The sequence below is a fragment of the Enterobacter sp. BNK-29 genome (assembly GCF_048684785.1).
Lineage (GTDB): Bacteria > Pseudomonadota > Gammaproteobacteria > Enterobacterales > Enterobacteriaceae > Enterobacter > Enterobacter cloacae_M.
Genome location: NZ_JBLQTU010000001.1, coordinates 3,477,838 through 3,494,550, shown reverse-complemented (window position 1 = coordinate 3,494,550; position 16,713 = coordinate 3,477,838). Strand labels below are relative to the sequence as shown.

The window sequence follows — 16,713 nt, the reverse complement described above, 5'->3', positions numbered from 1 at the left end:
TGTGTCAGGGGAAATATAATGAAAAAAGTATTACTTGCCGTGCTGCTTGCTGGCGTTACCCTTTCTGCTACCGCAGCCCAGACCATTCGTTTCGCCACGGAAGCCTCTTACCCTCCGTTTGAGTCGATTGATGCGAACAACAAAATTGTTGGCTTCGACGTGGACCTGGCTAACGCCCTGTGTAAAGAGATCGACGCGACCTGTACCTTCAGCAACCAGGCGTTCGACAGCCTGATCCCAAGCCTGAAGTTCCGCCGTATCGACGCCGTGATGGCCGGTATGGACATCACCCCGGAGCGAGAAAAGCAGGTGCTGTTCACCACCCCTTACTACGACAACTCCGCCCTGTTCATTGGTCAGAAAGGTAAATTCACCTCTGTCGATCAGCTGAAAGGCAAAAAAGTTGGCGTGCAGAACGGCACCACGCACCAGAAATTCATCATGGATAAACATCCGGAAATCACCACCGTTCCGTATGACAGCTACCAGAACGCGAAGCTGGATCTGCAAAATGGCCGTATCGACGGCGTATTTGGTGATACCGCAGTCGTGACCGAGTGGCTGAAAGCCAACGATAAGCTGGCGCCAGTGGGCGACAAAGTGACCGATAAGGATTACTTCGGTACCGGTCTGGGGATTGCCGTTCGTCAGGGCAACACTGAGCTGCAGCAGAAATTCAACGCTGCGCTGGAAAAAGTGAAGAAAGACGGCACCTACGAAACCATCTACAAAAAATGGTTCCAGAAGTAATTCCTGATGAATGAAATTTTTCCTTTAGCAAGCGCCGCCGGGATGACCGTCGGCCTTGCCGTTTGCGCACTGATTATCGGCCTCGTGCTGGCGATGTTCTTTGCTGTGTGGGAATCCGCGAAATGGTTCCCCGTCGCCTGGACAGGCTCCGCGCTGGTCACCGTGCTGCGTGGGCTACCGGAAATTCTGGTGGTCCTGTTTATCTATTTCGGCTCTTCACAGCTGCTGCTGACGCTGTCGGACGGCTTCACGATCAATCTTGGTTTTGCGCAGATCCCGGTGCAGATGCAGATTGAAAACTTCGACGTCAGCCCGTTCCTGTGCGGCGTGATTGCCCTCTCCCTGCTCTACTCCGCGTACGCGTCGCAAACGCTGCGCGGTGCGCTGAAAGCCGTGCCGCAGGGTCAGTGGGAGTCGGGTCAGGCGTTAGGCCTGTCGAAATCAGCCATCTTCTTCCGTCTGGTCATGCCGCAGATGTGGCGCCATGCCCTGCCGGGCCTCGGCAACCAGTGGCTGGTGCTGCTGAAAGATACCGCGCTGGTGAGCCTGATAAGCGTTAACGATTTGATGCTGCAAACCAAAAGCATCGCCACCCGCACCCAGGAGCCGTTTACCTGGTACATTGTGGCGGCGGCTATCTACCTGGTAATCACGTTGCTCAGTCAGTACATCCTCAAGCGTATTGACCTGCGTGCGACGCGCTTTGAACGGAGACCAGGCTGATGCTTGAATATTTCCCCGAGCTGATGAAAGGGCTGCACACCAGCCTGACGCTGACCGTGGCGTCCATTATCGTGGCGCTGATCCTGGCCCTTATCTTCACCATCATCCTGACGCTGAAAACGCCGGTGCTGGTGTGGATTGTGCGCGGCTACATCACCCTGTTTACCGGTACGCCGCTGCTGGTGCAGATCTTCCTGATTTACTACGGCCCGGGCCAGTTCCCGTCGCTGCAGGAATATCCGGTTATCTGGCATCTGCTCTCTGAACCGTGGCTGTGTGCCCTGATTGCCCTTTCGCTCAACAGTGCGGCCTATACCACCCAGCTGTTCTACGGCGCGATCCGCGCCATTCCGGAAGGACAATGGCAGTCCTGCGGAGCGCTGGGCATGAGCAAGAAAGACACGCTGGCGATCCTGCTGCCGTACGCCTTTAAGCGCGCGCTCTCCTCCTACTCCAACGAAGTGGTGCTGGTGTTCAAGAGTACTTCTCTGGCCTACACCATCACCCTGATGGAGGTAATGGGCCACGGACAGCTGCTGTACGGGCGCACCTATGACGTGATGGTGTTCGGTGCGGCAGGCGTGGTCTATCTGGTGGTTAACGGCCTGTTGACGCTGATGATGCGCCTGATCGAGCGTAAAGCGCTGGCGTTTGAGCGCAGATCGTAGGCCGGGTAAGCGCAGCGCCACCCGGCAAGAAGTGCATAAATGTGATTAATCAATGCGGGTAACTTTCTGGTTATCCGCTTTTTTTTGCCAAAAAAATAATACTTAATCATTTTTATTGCATATAAATTCATTAAATGGCATTGTACATCCATGCCGCAGACACGGCGCATAAATAAGACAGACGGGAGCATTACAATGAAAAAGTTAGTTCTGGCCGCATTACTCGCCACCTTCGCCGCTGGCGCATCCGCAGCTGATAAAATCAATTTTGGCGTGTCCGCCACCTATCCGCCGTTTGAATCGCTGGATGCCAGCAACCAGATCGTGGGTTTCGATATCGATCTGGCGAAAGCGCTGTGCAAACAAATGCAGGCCGACTGCACCTTTACCAACCATGCCTTCGACAGCCTGATCCCGTCGCTGAAATTCAAAAAATACGACGCGGTGATCTCCGGGATGGACATCACGCCTGAGCGCAGCAAGCAGGTTGCGTTTACCGACCCGTACTACGCCAACTCGGCGGTCGTGATTGCGAAGAAAGGCGCTTATACCTCTTTCGATCAGCTGAAAGGCAAACGCATCGGGATGGAAAACGGCACCACGCACCAGAAATACCTCCAGGACAAACATCCTGAAGTGAAAACCGTGGCCTATGACAGCTACCAGAACGCGATTATCGACCTGAAAAATGGCCGTATCGACGGCGTGTTCGGCGATACCGCCGTGGTGAACGAATGGCTGAAAACCAATCCGCAGCTGGGCACCGCAACCGAGAAAGTGACCGATCCGCAGTACTTCGGTACGGGTCTCGGCATCGCGGTACGTCCGGATAACAAGGCCCTGCTGGAAAAACTGAACGGCGCGCTGAAAGCGATTAAAGCTGACGGGACGTATCAGAAAATCAGCGATCAGTGGTTCCCGCAGTAAGATTTTTTTGCCGGGTGGCTCGGCCTACGGGGGTGGTAGTCTGTAGGCCGGGTAAGGCGAAGCCGCCACCCGGCACTCTCTCAAAGCGGCACAAAGAACCTGAACCGCGCCCCGCTCACCGACTCCATCAGCCTGATCCCGCCGCCGTGCAGCTCCAGCATACGTTTCACGATTAACAGCCCCAGCCCGCCGCGATTCTCCCGCGATGCCTGGGTATTCAATGCCGACGGCCGCTGGAACAGATCGTCGCGCAGCGCGGCATCCACGCCCGTTCCGCTGTCAGCCACTTCGACCTGAAGCCGTTCATTCTCCTGCCAGACCGCCAGACGAATTTCCCCACCAGATGGCGTATGGCGCATCGCGTTATCGAGCAGGTTGGTCACCACGCGTTCGATCATCGACACGTCGGCGTTAATCAGCGGCAGCGGTCCCGGTACGTCAATATGCAGATTCACTTCTCGCGTGCGGGCGGTGAGCTCAAACTTCTGCGCCACGTCGGAAATTAACTCCCCCATCGCGAAACGCTCGCGCTGCGGCTTAATGCCGCCGTGCTCAAGGCGCGCCAGCTCGAACAGCTGCTGCGAAAGATGACGGACTTTTTGTCCCTGACGCAGCGCGGTGGCGAGATATTGCTGGTGCTCCTGCGGCGTCAGCGTTGCGGCTTTTAGCGACAGGGTTTCCAGATAGCCCAGCAGCGAGGTCAGCGGCGTACGGAGATCGTGCGAAATGTTGGCGATAAACTCCCGGCGCTGGCGATCGCTGTCGGCCAGCTGGTCCCACTGGCGGGTGATTTTGCGCGCCAGCTCGATAAAGCTGTTGCGCAGGATCGCCACTTCATCCTTTGCCGCCGCGTCCGACGGCTGCGCCGCCAGCTGTCTGATAGCGCTGATGCTGTCCTGCTCCAGCCCGGCGAGCTCCACCGTCAGCTGTTTTACCGGGCGCGTGACCCAGTACCAGATCAGTAAACCTGCCAGCAGGCCAAACAGCGCGACCCACAGCAATGACCACAGCACCGTGCTCCACAGCGCCTTATGCCAGGCCATTTCCGCCAGGGCGTTTGACTCTTCGCCCTGCAAAATAATGTACAGGTAGCCCTTAAGCTCGCCGTCCTGCCGCAGCGGCGTGGCGCTAAAGACCTTTTTATTTTGACTCCGAGGATCGTCGCCCAGGACCGGTATGGCGGTACCGCTCAGGAAGGTCTGAACCGGTGCCAGATCGATTTTTTGCCGCTGAATGTGGCCCGGCGGTGCGGCATCGGCCAGGATATCGCCGTCCGGGGAGACAACGTACAGCTCAACGCTCGGATTAAAGGTCATCAGCCGATCGAACAGCGGCTTGAGAGCCCTTCGGTCGACCCTGCCCTGCGCGTCCAGAATCGGTTCACGCTGGACTATCTGCTGCGCCAGCCCGCCCGACAGCCGCTGCACCATCGCGTTACCGTACTGCGTACTGGTGTAGAGCTGCACGGCGCAGGCGACGGTGGCGCAGAGCATCATCAGCAGAATGAACAGCAGCGTCAGGCGCTGACTCAGGCTAAAGCGGCGCATCATGATTTGGCTCCGCAAATTTATAGCCCTTGCCCCAGACGGTGCGAATAATCTCCGGCTCGGCTGCGTCCTTCTCAATCTTGATGCGCAGGCGGTTGATATGGGTGTTAACGGTATGCTCATAGCCTTCGTGCTGATAGCCCCAGACCTGCTCCAGCAGCGCCAGACGCGAAAAGACCTCGCCAGGATGACGGGCAAAAAAGTACAGCAGCTCGAATTCACGCGGGGTGAGATCCACCACCTGACCGTGAAGCAGCACGCTGCGCGCCAGAGGATCGATGGTCAGACCGTGGGCCTGAATTTGACCGTCGGTTTGCGCCTGCCCCATCGCCTGCTGGCGACGGAACAGCGCTTTGATGCGCGCAATGAGTTCCTGCACCGAGAACGGCTTAGCCAGATAATCATCGGCGCCGGTTTCCAGCCCGGTAATGCGGTCGGTCTCGCTGCTGCGGGCGCTGATGATGATCACCGGCAGGTAGCGCGTCATCTGACGGATGCGGCGGCAAATCTCCAGACCGTCAACGCTGGGCAGCATCAGGTCGAGGATCACCGCATCCCACGGCTGTTTTTCAAGACGCAGTAAGGCCTTGCCCCCGTCGGGCTCGTGGGTGATGGCGTAACCTTCGTCTTCTAAATTGAGTCGCAGAAGCGCCGCGATATCGTGGTCGTCTTCCACCAGCAGGATCTGCTTCATGGGTAAGCCTTCAATCATTTCTTATGACGTAAGCTTACCTGATTTCGAGCGGGGGAAGAGTTCACATTTTGTTTAAGATTTCACGAGCAACGTCAACACTTCATAATGCGCGGTATGCGGGAACATATCGAAAAGCTGAACGCGTTCAATGCGGTAGCCCGGCAGGCTGGCAATGTCTTTCGCCATGGTCTGGGCGTTACAGCTGGAATAGACGATGTACTCGGGCGCCATCTGGCTCAGGTAGTCGCACAGCGCCTTGCCGATGCCGCGACGCGGCGGGTTGACCAGCACCAGCTCCGGCACGTTGCCCTGGCCGGTCGCAAACTGCGTGGAGTCCAGCGCCTGGAAGTGCAGATTCGTTAACCCCAGCCCGGCGGCGGACTGTTTCGCGCAGGCTATCGCTTCGGCAGAAATCTCTATTCCGGTGAGCTGCATCTCTGGCGTGGCGCAGTGCAGGCCAAAGCCGCCCACGCCGCAGAAGAGATCCCACATATGCTGGATGTTTAACGCACGAACCCAGTCGCGGGCGGTGGCGTAGAGGCTGCTAGCCACGGTTGGGTTAGTCTGGAAGAAGCTTTGCGGGCGGATCCACAGCGGCACGCCGTTGAAGCTTTCGGCCAGCGCGTGCTGGTCGGTGAAGAAAATCTCTTTCTCTCCTTCCATGATCGCCATATGCACCGGCTGAATATTCGCCGTAATGACCTTCAGCTGCGGCAGCTGTTCCTGCAGCCACGGCAGCGCCGCGCGCAGCTGCTCCAGCTTGGCTTCCGAGCGCAGCACGAAGCGCAGCATCATGCCCCCGTCGAGTTGGCTTTCCGTCAGCAGAAGGTATTTCAGCTCGCCGCGCCTGCGGGCGACGCTGTAAGGCGTTAACCCTGCACGCGCGATAAACGGTTTCAGCGCGGCAAAGACGGGTTCAAACGAGGCGGGATACAGCGGGCAGTCGGTTAAGTCTTCCGGCGTGCCGTCGCGGTGCAGCATCCCCAGCAGCGGTTTTTCAACGCTGCCGCTGACCACCATTTTGGCTTTATTACGAAAGCCCTGCTCCGGGCCGCTGACGGGTGCGCACCACTCGCCCACCGCGTGCGCTGCCAGCAGCTGTTGCAGGTCGGCCATTTTGGCGGTGAGTTGTTGAGAAACCGGCTGTTCTATCCACTGACAGGAGCGGCAGCGTCCGGCGTCATAGAGTGCGCACTGCATATGAAAACCTTAAGAATCACGAGGGCTGCGATTATACACATTATTGCAGGCGGAAGAACCGCCGGCTTGAGGCCGGAACGAAGAGTAGACAGAGCACCAGCATATCCGGCAATTTTTGCATAAACAGCGCGCGCAGGATCTCGCGTTTGGATTCACCGGCAATGCTGAACAGCTCCGGGTAGCCGTATCCCAGCGAGGCGGCCCACAGATAGCTGGCGGCGGTAATTTGCGTCAGCAGATAGACCCAGCGCGCCCAGTTGCGCCCTTTGACCAGCGAAAACGCGCAGTAGATCTCGATAAACACCAGCACCAGGCTGCTCAAAAAGACCAGCGTCAGATTCCACGTCTGCACGCTGCGGTGAATGAATTCACCGATGCCGCGCACGCCCAGGGTGTTCAGAATCATCAGCACGTCCAGGCAGCGGATCATAATAATGGCGAGCGCCGCCACCTGAACCAGAGCAGGTACGTTAGGACGCGCGTGCGTAGTACGTGATTTTTTTAATAATCCCAATGTTTTACTTCCCTGAAAAACAGTGCCGCGTCATGCGCGGCACATCACTGGAAATTTTAAATCCTTCAGCCGCGTCTTGCACGCTGGATATCGCGCACGCGCTGTTTTTCCGCGCGCGCCATCAAATACCAGGCGATAAATCCGACAATTCCGACCACGCCGAGGATGATGGAAGCCAGAGCGTTAATCTCCGGGTTGACCCCCATACGCACGCTGGAGAAGACCAGCATCGGCAGCGTCGTCGCGCCCGGTCCGGAGACAAAGCTGGCGATAACCAGATCGTCCAGCGACAGCGTAAACGCCAGCAGCCAGCCGGAGATCACCGCCGGCATAATCATCGGCAGGGTGATGATGAAAAAGACCTTCAGCGGCGTCGCGCCAAGATCCATCGCCGCCTCTTCAATGGAGCGATCCAGCTCGCGCAGGCGCGAGGAGATCACTACCGCCACGTAGGCCGTACAGAAGGTGACGTGCGCCAGCCAGATGGTGAGCATGCCGCGATCCGCCGGCCAGCCGATGGCGTGCGCCAGGGCCACGAACAGCAGCAGCAGCGCGAGACCGGTGATCACGTCCGGCATGACCAGCGGCGCGGTGATCATAAAGGCGAACCCGTTTGAGCCGCGAAAACGCCCGAAGCGCACCATCACCAGCGCGGCGATCGTGCCCAGCACCGACGCCATTGTCGCCGCCAGGGCGGCAATGGTCAGGCTCAGCCCCACCGCGCTCATCATCGCATCGTCGTGGAACAGCTCGCTGTACCAGCGCGTCGACCATCCTGCCCAGACCGTCACCAGCTTGGAGCTGTTGAAGGAGTAGATCACCAGCATCAGCATCGGCGCATACAGGAAGGTAAAGCCGATCACCAGGATTGCTATCCGCCACGGGGAGCGCACTACCGGTAAGTTGTTCATCCGTGATCTCCCATCTGTTTCTGCTGATGCTTGTGGAACCACATGATCGGCACGATCAGCAGCAGGAGCATAACAATCGCCACCGCAGAGGCCACCGGCCAGTCGCGGTTATTGAAGAACTCCTGCCACAGCACGCGGCCAATCATAATGCTGTCCGGGCCGCCGAGCAGTTCCGGGATCACAAACTCCCCGACCGCCGGGATAAAGACCAGCATTGACCCGGCGATAATGCCGCCTTTGGTCAGCGGGACAATGACGCTGAAGAAGGTTTTTAACGGGCGGGCGCCGAGATCGAGCGACGCTTCCACCAGCGAATAATCAATGCGCGTCAGGGCCGTATAGATCGGCAGCACCATAAACGGCAGGTAGGCGTACACAATGCCGATATAGACCGCGAGATTGGTGTGCAGGATCGTCAGCGGCTGATCGATAACCCCAAGCCACATGAGAAAGTTATTCAGCACGCCGTTGTTTTTCAGGATCCCCATCCAGGCGTAAACGCGGATCAGGAACGAGGTCCACGACGGCAGGATCACCAGCAGCAGCAGGATGTTACGCGTCGACGGTTTGCTGTGCGCCACCGCCCACGCCAGCGGGTAGCCCATCACCAGACAGCAGAGCGTCGAAATCGCCGCCACCTGCAGCGACTGCAGATAGGCTTCGAAATAGAGCGGGTCGTCGGTGAGCTGCAGGAAGTTGCCGAGATTAAGCGTCAGCGTCAGCTGCCCATCGGCCCAGTCCAGCAGGTTGGTATAGGGCGGGATCGCCCGCGCCATTTCCGCCAGGCTTATCTTGAAAACAATCAGGAACGGCAGCAGGAACAGCAGGATTAGCCACACGTACGGCATGGCGATCACCAGCTTGCGGCCGTGTTTCATCTGCATGCGCATCAGCCACTGGGCAAAGCCGCCCGGCTTTTCTGCGCGGGCTGGAGGTTCAAGTGCACTCATTTGCCGCTCCTTATACCGTCAGCACGACGCAACTGTCAGCATCCCAGCACAGGCGCACTTCGTCACCCCATGTTGGCTGCCCCTTGCGGTAGCGATGTTCGTTCTGTAACTGCGCGCTGAGCATCTGCCCGCTTTTCAGCCGCACGTGGTAGATAGACAGATCGCCCAGGTAGGCAATGTGCACCACTTCGCCCACGGCAAAGTTATAGCCATCGGCAGGCGGATCCTCACAAAGCATGATTTTCTCCGGACGCAGCGCGACGTAGACCGGCACGTTGTCCACCACGGAGTTATCAGGATCGACCTTAAGCGGATGCTGCAGCCCCGGCGATTCGATGACCAGGCCATCCTCCTGACGATCTTTCAGCAGCCCTTCGAAAACGTTGACCGAGCCGATAAACTCCGCGCTGTAGCGGGTCGTCGGGTGCTCATAAATCTCTTCCGGCTCGCCGATCTGCACGAACTTCCCGCGGTTCATGATCGCGATACGCCCGGCCATGGTCATCGCCTCTTCCTGGTCGTGGGTGACCATCACGCAGGTCACCCCCACGCGCTCCAGGATATCCACCACTTCAAGCTGCATACGGTCGCGCAGTTTTTTATCCAGCGCGCCCATCGGTTCGTCGAGCAGCAGCAGTTTCGGGCGTTTTGCCAGACTGCGGGCCAGGGCCACGCGCTGGCGCTGGCCGCCGGAGAGCTGATGCGGCTTACGCTTCGCAAACTCCTGCATGTGCACCAGGCTCAGCATTTCGGCCACGCGCGCGTTAATTTCGGCCTTCGGCAGCTTGTCCTGCTTCAGGCCAAAGGCGATGTTCTGCTCCACCGTCATGTGCGGGAACAGCGCGTAGGACTGGAACATCATGTTAATCGGGCGCTGATACGGCGGCACGCTGGAGAGATCCACGCCATCAAGCATGATTTGCCCGGCGGTGGGCTGTTCAAACCCGGCCAGCATACGCAGCAGGGTCGATTTACCGCAGCCAGAAGCCCCCAGAAGGGCAAAAATTTCGCCTTTATAGATAGTCAGGCTGACGTCGTCCACGGCATGCTGGCCATCGAAAGATTTGGTGAGGTTACGAATTTCAAGAAGCGGGGTCAGCGCTTTACGGACTTTCGCCTGCGGGCGGGGGATCGCGTCATTCACGGGGTGTTCTCCGGCATAGATCAGTACTGGTGCAAACGCACCGTCAGGGTGCGCATCGCCGGGCGGCGCTAACGCTTGCCCGGCCTACGGGTTGTAAAGGCCCGGTAGGCGACAGCGCCACCGGGCAACAATACCCAACGCCGTTATTTACCGCTTTTCACCTTGGTCCACGCGCGGGTACGCACGCGGTCAATTTTTGGATCCTGAACTTTCAGGGTGAAGAGCTTGGCGAACACATCCGCTGGCGGATAGATAGCCGGGTTGTTACGGATTTCTTCGCTTACCAGCGGCACGGAGGCCTTGTTACCGTTCGCGTAGTAAACGTGGTCGCTGATGTGGGCGATCACCTCAGGACGCATCAGGTAGTTGAGGAACTGATACGCTTCGTCTTTGTTTTTCGCATCAGCCGGCATCGCGAAGACGTCGAAGAAGGCCAGCGCCCCCTCTTTCGGAATGAAGTAAGAGACGTTCACGCCGTTTTTCGCCTCTTTAGCGCGGTTAGCCGCCTGCCACACGTCCCCTGCCCAGCCGATCGCGACGCAGATGTCGCCGTTCGCCAGGTCATTGATGTACTGAGACGAGTGGAAGTAACGAATGTTTGGACGCAGCTTCAGCAGCAGATCGGTCGCCGGGCCGGTGTAATCATCGGCTTTACTGCTGTTCGGGTCTTTGCCCAGGTAGTTCAGCACGGTCGCGAAAATCTCTTCCGGCGCATCGAGGAAGGAGACGCCGCAGCTTTTCAGCTTCTCAAGGTTTTCCGGCTTCAGCACCACGTCCCAGCTGTCCAGCTTGACGTCCGGGCCCAGCACCGCTTTGACTTTATCCACGTTGTAGCCGATACCGGTGGTCGCCCACAGGTAAGGCATCGCGTATTTGTTGTCCGGGTCATGCTTCGCCACCAGCTTCAGCACTTCCGGATCGAGGTTTTTCCAGTTCGGTAACTTGCTCTTGTCCAGAGGCTGGAAGACGCCTGCCGTCAGCTGGCGCTCGAGGAAGCTTGCAGAAGGCACCACGAGATCAAACCCGGTGCTGCCCGCCATCAGTTTTCCTTCCAGCACTTCGTTGGAATCGAAAACGTCGTAGACCACTTTAATGCCGGTCTCTTTTTCAAAATTCGCCACCGTGTCCGGCGCAATATAGTCAGACCAGTTGTAAACGTGCAGCGTTTTTTGTTCCGCAGCGAGCGAGCCGGCAGAGACGGCCATCAGAGCACCCGCAACCAGACCCGATAACCATTTTTTATTCAAGGCGATCATATCTTTATTCCTTCTGAAAGCTCGTTAACAAACGAACTAAAACTGTGCAATCTGAAGATATGCAATAATCATGCATAGTTTGTCGCTCTGCCCAAAATAAAAAGAAACCTCTTTACCCGGCAGCTTCCGCTCGCTTTTTTAAGCATCGCAAGAATAACTGTAGCCCGTGTCTCCGGCTATAGCCCAGACGAAAAAACGCCTTTTATCAATTTTTTATGCAGGTTATGTCTACGTGATAAGCCGAAACGGCCTTCAGGGAGGTGAAAAATTCTTTAAAGAAAGGTTAAAAGCAGCAGAAAAAATGGCCTTCTGCAGCCGCTATGGCAGCGACTGCGCAAAAGTCAGACAGGCTTAGTGAAGAAAATTGGGAGATGCATCATTATTCTCTGCATCATCTTCCGCGCTATACAGCAGATGGTGTGCATTGGCTTCCATCATGACCATGGAAATTTGCTCTTCGCTCAAGCGCATAAACCAGGAGAACTGCTTGAACGACAGCCCGGCACCGGAGAATAAAGACTGGCAAACGACCAGTTTTGGCAGATTATCATCCTGTATGTCGAGAAATGCTTTCACCGTCAAAGAACTGGCGTTGATCGCTGACAGGTCGGAGGCCAGCGCCAGCAGCGCGGACGGCTTCACTTCGGCCAGCGCGGAGAAAAGGATCACGTCGTTAATGAGATCGATTTTGGCATCGAAAATGCCGTCGAAATTCTGCATATGAGGCAGATGCAGCGCCTGGCAGGAATCGCATTCGAAGAACGTAATTCCGGCATCATCAAGCCATTGACGTAACGTATCCAGTGTAGGTACGACCTGTAAATCCATCGCTGTGCAGCCTCTTCAATATAATCTGTGCATAGGGTACGCAAAAAGTGCGTTCAATACCATTTAACCGCCCGTTTTCAGACAGTAGCCCGGCGTGGCATGACGCTCGATCCATGAGATCATTTTACCCGCAATATCGACACCTGTGGTTTTTTCCACGCCTTCCAGCCCCGGCGAGGCGTTCACCTCCATGACCAGCGGCCCGCGCGTCGCCCGCAGAAGGTCTACGCCCGCCACGTCCAGCCCCAGGGTTTGCGCCGCTTTCACGGCAATTTCCCGTTCGCGATCGCTAATATCGGCTACCCGCGCCACGCCGCCGCGGTGAAGGTTAGAGCGGAAATCGCCCTCTTTCGCCTGGCGCTCAATGGCCGCGACCACCTCATTGCCGACCACGAAGCAGCGAATATCGCGCCCTTTCGCCTCTTCGATGTACTCCTGCACGAGAATATGGGCATTGAGGCCGCGAAAGGCGTCAATGACGCTCTCCGCCGCCTGACGCGTCTCCGCCAGCACCACGCCAATACCCTGCGTGCCTTCCACCAGCTTAATCACCAAAGGCGCACCGCCCACCATATCGATAAGATCGCTGGTGTCGTCCGGTGAATGGGCAATCCCCGTGACGGGGAGATCGATCCCCTGACGGGCGAGGAGCTGCAGCGAGCGCAGCTTGTCGCGGGCGCGGGATATAGCGACGGATTCGTTAAGCGGATAGCTGCCCAGCATCTCAAACTGGCGCAGCGCGGCGGTGCCGTAATAGGTGATCTGGGAGCCGATGCGGGGGATCACCGCATCAAAGTGCGGCAGCTTGCGGCCTTTGTAGTGAATCGACGAGGCGGCCGGGTCAATGTTCATATAGCAGGACATCGGGTCGAGGATCTCAACCTGATGGCCGCGTTTCGCCGCCGCGTCTCGCAGGCGCTTGCATGAATAGAGCGTTCCATCCCGGGACAATATGGCAATTTTCACCCTGCACCTCTCTGAAGACATGGAAAAAGCCTGCATATCATATACGCAGGCAGGCGCAGGCGGAATGGACTATCGCGTCGCCCAGCCCTGTTTGTGCAGGTAATCAAGAATAAACGGGCGGTTTTCTTTAATGATGGTGCGACGAATATGGTCAGTCCAGGTATCGCGACGGTTATTGCTGCCGCGCGTCAGGTAGTAGTTCGCCAGCTCTTCGTCATATTGATTCAGGACGTCCTGATCGACCAGCTGGTAGTGGTTTTCGTGCACCAGCATGGCGGCAGGAATGCGCGGCTTCAGATCCGGGTTATCCGCAGGCCAGCCGAGGCACAGGCCGAACAGCGGCAGGACGTGTTTTGGCAGCTTCAGCAGCTCGGTCACGCTTTCGATGTTGTTACGCAGGCCGCCGATGTAGACACCGCCCAAACCCAGCGACTCCGCCGCCGTAAAGGCGTTTTGCGCCATCAGCGCGGTATCCACCACGCCCAGCAGCAGCTGTTCGGCCAGCCCCAGCTCCGCCTCTGGGCAGATCTGCAGGTGGCGGTTAAAGTCGGCGCAGAACACCCAGAACTCCGCGGCCTGGGCCACATGCTTCTGCCCGCCGGTCAGCGTGACCAGCTGTTCACGCATGGTCGGGTCGGTGATGCGGATAATCGAGCTGCACTGCAGGAAGCTGGAACTGGAGGTCGCCCTGGCGCTGTTAATAATCGCTTCGCGCTGCGCCTCGGTAATCGGCTCATCGGTGAAGTGGCGAATGGAACGGTGGGATGTGAGCAGGTCTATGGTTGGCGTCATCTTGTCTCTCTTTGTCTTGCTTAAACCGTATGGCAGCCAGTATAGGCAATGATTTGCGCGGTGTAATTGGCGAAACATAGCCTTACTATATCAAAGCGACAGGCGAAACCTTCTTTAATGGCGGCAGGTTATCGGGCACTATATGTCCTATTCGCCGTCAGGCTTGTTTTTTGAGGAGAGAGAAATGTTTGCAGTAATTTTTGGTCGTCCAGGGTGCCCTTACTGTGTGCGCGCGAAAGAGCTGGCTGAGAAACTGACCGAAGAGCGCGATGACTTCAACTTCCGCTACGTGGATATCCACGCGGAAGGCATCACCAAAGCGGATCTCGAAAAAACCGTCGGCAAGCCGGTTGAAACCGTACCGCAGATCTTCCTCGATCAGAAACACATCGGCGGCTGCACTGACTTTGAAGCTTACGCCAAAGAACATCTGGGCCTGTTTGCCGCTCAGTAATGCTAAGACGCCCTCACCCTGAGGGCGTTTTTAATTGTGGTGCCGTCGATGCTTAATCAGACTGCACACAAACAAATAGCACAGCGCGCCAAGGGCGCACCAGAAGACACCGCTCAGCAACCACGCCAGCTCCTGCCAGAAACTTCGCGTTGATACATACAGCATGCGCATCAGCAGCAGACACAGCGGTGCCGCCAGCATTGCGCCAATAAGCGGCTTGACCACCTCCCCTTTACGGGAAAGAAAACTGGCAGCGGCTCCCGGCAGGGTAAAAAAGAGCAGCCCCAGCTCCGGGTGTCCGGCAGCCCTGAATGCCCCTTTCACATTAAAAGCGAGCGACATGCACACGACGGTAAACAGCAAAAAGCAGCTGATCACCCCCGCCCAGTTTCGTTTAATGTTCAAACTATCCTCCTGACTTATCTCTATCAAATACACCTTCGTCGGGTAGACGCCCAGTCAGATAAAGCAGTGCGGCAATCCTTGCCAAAGTACGCACAGGGTGATGCGATAATAGGTAGCTGTCAGTAGCTAATACGATTAAACTATCGGCCAGCTAATGTTTTAGGGAATAAATTAGGTAACAGGGAGGGTTGAACGCGTTCCCTGGCCCAGAAAACAGTAGCCCAAATAGTCCTTTCATTCAACAACTTACTGGTAAACAAGAAGTTAGCCTCCGTGAATATAAACGTCGCAGACTTGTTAAATGGGAATTACATCCTGTTATTATTTGTGGTACTGGCGCTGGGCCTTTGCCTGGGTAAATTGCGCCTGGGTTCAGTTCAACTTGGTAATTCCATTGGCGTTTTAGTCGTCTCCTTATTATTAGGCCAGCAGCACTTCAGCATTAACACGGACGCGCTCAACTTAGGCTTTATGCTGTTTATTTTTTGTGTTGGCGTGGAAGCGGGACCGAACTTTTTTTCAATTTTCTTCCGCGACGGCAAAAATTATCTGATGCTGGCGCTGGTGATGGTCGGCAGCGCGCTGCTGATCGCCTTAGGGCTGGGTAAACTGTTTGGCTGGGATATCGGGTTAACGGCCGGTATGCTGGCAGGCTCCATGACCTCCACCCCCGTGCTGGTGGGTGCAGGTGATACCCTGCGCCATTCCGGCATGGCCGGCGCGCAGCTCTCTACCGCCCTTGACCACCTGAGCCTGGGCTATGCCCTGACCTATCTGATTGGTCTGGTTAGCCTGATCGTCGGCGCGCGCTACCTGCCAAAACTACAGCACCAGGATCTGCAGACCAGCGCCCAGCAAATCGCGCGCGAGCGCGGTCTCGATACCGATTCCAAACGTAAAGTCTATCTCCCGGTGATCCGCGCCTATCGCGTCGGGCCAGAGCTGGTGGCATGGGCTGACGGCAAAAACCTGCGCGAGCTGGGGATTTACCGCCAGACGGGCTGCTATATCGAACGTATCCGCCGCAACGGCATTCTGGCGAACCCGGACGGCGACGCGGTGCTGCAGATGGGCGACGACATCGCGCTGGTGGGTTACCCGGACGCTCACGCCCGTCTCGACCCAAGCTTCCGTAACGGCAAAGAGGTGTTCGACCGCGACCTGCTCGACATGCGTATCGTCACCGAAGAGATCGTGGTGAAAAACCATAACGCCGTGGGCCGCCGTCTGGCACAGCTGAAGCTGACCGACCACGGCTGCTTCCTCAACCGCGTGATCCGCAGCCAGATTGAGATGCCTATCGACGACAACGTCGTGCTCAATAAAGGCGACGTTCTGCAGGTCAGCGGCGACGCGCGACGCGTGAAAACCGTTGCCGACCGCATCGGCTTTATCTCCATTCACAGCCAGGTCACCGACCTGCTGGCCTTCTGCGCCTTCTTTATTGTTGGCCTGATGATCGGGATGATCACCTTCCAGTTCAGCAACTTTAGCTTCGGCATCGGTAACGCCGCCGGGCTGCTGTTTGCCGGGATCATGCTGGGCTTCCTGCGAGCCAACCACCCGACCTTCGGCTACATTCCGCAGGGCGCGCTGAACATGGTGAAAGAGTTCGGTCTGATGGTCTTTATGGCGGGCGTGGGCTTAAGCGCGGGAAGCGGTATCGGCCACAGCCTGGGTGCCGTCGGCTGGCAAATGCTGGTTTCCGGACTTATCGTCAGCCTGGTGCCGGTGGTGATCTGCTTCCTGTTCGGCGCCTACGTGCTGCGCATGAACCGCGCCCTGCTCTTCGGGGCAATGATGGGCGCGCGTACCTGTGCGCCAGCCATGGAAATCATCAGCGACACCGCGCGCAGCAACATCCCGGCGCTGGGGTATGCGGGCACCTACGCTATCGCGAACGTGCTGCTGACGCTGGCGGGTACGCTGATCGTTATCATCTGGCCTGGACTCGGATAACTCCTAAGTTTGCGCGTGGCGAAAT

General features: G+C 57.3%; 18 protein-coding genes. 6 read left to right on the top strand and 12 right to left on the bottom strand.

Features of this window, described 5'->3' with window-relative positions:
- Positions 1-18: 18 nt before the first annotated feature.
- The 4 genes from artI (at position 19) to artJ (ending at position 3,068) form a co-directional block, all read left to right on the top strand.
- On the top strand, positions 19-750 hold the full coding sequence (artI, locus tag ACMGGX_RS16670) for an arginine ABC transporter substrate-binding protein ArtI (RefSeq protein WP_008500032.1): 732 nt from the start codon (positions 19-21) through the stop codon (positions 748-750).
- 6 nt (positions 751-756) lie between these two features.
- Complete coding sequence (gene artQ / locus ACMGGX_RS16665) at positions 757-1,473, top strand: arginine ABC transporter permease ArtQ (RefSeq protein ID WP_023310941.1); 717 nt, start codon at positions 757-759, stop codon at positions 1,471-1,473.
- On the top strand, positions 1,473-2,141 hold the full coding sequence (gene artM / locus ACMGGX_RS16660; protein ID WP_033145048.1) for an arginine ABC transporter permease ArtM: 669 nt from the start codon (positions 1,473-1,475) through the stop codon (positions 2,139-2,141). Before artQ ends, artM begins: the two co-directional genes overlap by 1 nt.
- 195 nt (positions 2,142-2,336) lie before the next feature.
- Positions 2,337-3,068, top strand: coding sequence for an arginine ABC transporter substrate-binding protein ArtJ (gene artJ / locus ACMGGX_RS16655; protein WP_033145047.1), 732 nt, complete (start codon positions 2,337-2,339; stop codon positions 3,066-3,068).
- A gap of 80 nt (positions 3,069-3,148) precedes the next feature.
- On the opposite strand, the gene ACMGGX_RS16650 is transcribed toward artJ, so the two are convergent.
- From ACMGGX_RS16650 to nfsA, 11 genes are all read right to left on the bottom strand, one after another.
- Positions 3,149-4,618 carry a sensor histidine kinase gene (locus ACMGGX_RS16650; RefSeq protein ID WP_223534559.1) on the bottom strand — a complete coding sequence of 490 codons (1,470 nt, stop codon included), beginning with the start codon at positions 4,616-4,618 and terminating at the stop codon, positions 3,149-3,151.
- A complete protein-coding gene (locus tag ACMGGX_RS16645) occupies positions 4,602-5,309 on the bottom strand; it encodes a response regulator transcription factor (protein ID WP_033145045.1) in 708 nt (235 codons plus the stop codon). Before ACMGGX_RS16645 ends, ACMGGX_RS16650 begins: the two co-directional genes overlap by 17 nt.
- 72 nt (positions 5,310-5,381) lie before the next feature.
- Positions 5,382-6,509, bottom strand: a complete 1,128-nt coding sequence (gene rlmC, locus ACMGGX_RS16640) for a 23S rRNA (uracil(747)-C(5))-methyltransferase RlmC (RefSeq protein ID WP_143347321.1) — start codon at positions 6,507-6,509, stop codon at positions 5,382-5,384.
- Positions 6,510-6,549: 40 nt separating this feature from the next.
- Positions 6,550-7,023 (bottom strand): YbjO family protein, encoded by a 474-nt coding sequence (locus ACMGGX_RS16635; RefSeq protein WP_023310935.1) that lies wholly within the window; start codon positions 7,021-7,023, stop codon positions 6,550-6,552.
- A 65-nt stretch (positions 7,024-7,088) separates the two neighbouring features.
- Positions 7,089-7,934 carry a putrescine ABC transporter permease PotI gene (gene potI, locus ACMGGX_RS16630; protein WP_023310934.1) on the bottom strand — a complete coding sequence of 282 codons (846 nt, stop codon included), beginning with the start codon at positions 7,932-7,934 and terminating at the stop codon, positions 7,089-7,091.
- Entirely contained in the window at positions 7,931-8,884 is a 954-nt protein-coding gene (gene potH, locus ACMGGX_RS16625; protein WP_420298617.1) for a putrescine ABC transporter permease PotH, read from the bottom strand. Before potH ends, potI begins: the two co-directional genes overlap by 4 nt.
- Positions 8,885-8,894: 10 nt before the next feature.
- On the bottom strand, positions 8,895-10,028 hold the full coding sequence (gene potG / locus ACMGGX_RS16620; RefSeq protein ID WP_023310932.1) for a putrescine ABC transporter ATP-binding subunit PotG: 1,134 nt from the start codon (positions 10,026-10,028) through the stop codon (positions 8,895-8,897).
- Between the two features lie 143 nt (positions 10,029-10,171).
- Positions 10,172-11,284 carry a spermidine/putrescine ABC transporter substrate-binding protein PotF gene (potF, locus tag ACMGGX_RS16615; RefSeq protein ID WP_063439196.1) on the bottom strand — a complete coding sequence of 371 codons (1,113 nt, stop codon included), beginning with the start codon at positions 11,282-11,284 and terminating at the stop codon, positions 10,172-10,174.
- A gap of 351 nt (positions 11,285-11,635) precedes the next feature.
- Positions 11,636-12,112, bottom strand: a complete 477-nt coding sequence (locus tag ACMGGX_RS16610) for a YbjN domain-containing protein (protein ID WP_014169308.1) — start codon at positions 12,110-12,112, stop codon at positions 11,636-11,638.
- 63 nt (positions 12,113-12,175) lie between these two features.
- A complete protein-coding gene (rimK, locus tag ACMGGX_RS16605; RefSeq protein WP_063439195.1) occupies positions 12,176-13,078 on the bottom strand; it encodes a 30S ribosomal protein S6--L-glutamate ligase in 903 nt (300 codons plus the stop codon).
- A 69-nt stretch (positions 13,079-13,147) separates the two neighbouring features.
- Complete coding sequence (gene nfsA / locus ACMGGX_RS16600; RefSeq protein WP_420298616.1) at positions 13,148-13,870, bottom strand: nitroreductase NfsA; 723 nt, start codon at positions 13,868-13,870, stop codon at positions 13,148-13,150.
- A 184-nt stretch (positions 13,871-14,054) separates the two neighbouring features.
- Here nfsA and ACMGGX_RS16595 point away from each other — a divergent pair, with 184 nt between their 5' ends.
- Entirely contained in the window at positions 14,055-14,324 is a 270-nt protein-coding gene (locus tag ACMGGX_RS16595) for a GrxA family glutaredoxin (protein ID WP_006809455.1), read from the top strand.
- 30 nt (positions 14,325-14,354) lie between these two features.
- On the opposite strand, the gene ACMGGX_RS16590 is transcribed toward ACMGGX_RS16595, so the two are convergent.
- Positions 14,355-14,729 carry an inner membrane protein YbjM gene (locus ACMGGX_RS16590; RefSeq protein ID WP_023310928.1) on the bottom strand — a complete coding sequence of 125 codons (375 nt, stop codon included), beginning with the start codon at positions 14,727-14,729 and terminating at the stop codon, positions 14,355-14,357.
- Positions 14,730-15,002: 273 nt separating this feature from the next.
- On the opposite strand from ACMGGX_RS16590, the gene ACMGGX_RS16585 reads away from it, so the two are divergent.
- Positions 15,003-16,688 carry an aspartate:alanine antiporter gene (locus ACMGGX_RS16585; protein WP_029739442.1) on the top strand — a complete coding sequence of 562 codons (1,686 nt, stop codon included), beginning with the start codon at positions 15,003-15,005 and terminating at the stop codon, positions 16,686-16,688.
- Positions 16,689-16,713: the final 25 nt, after the last annotated feature.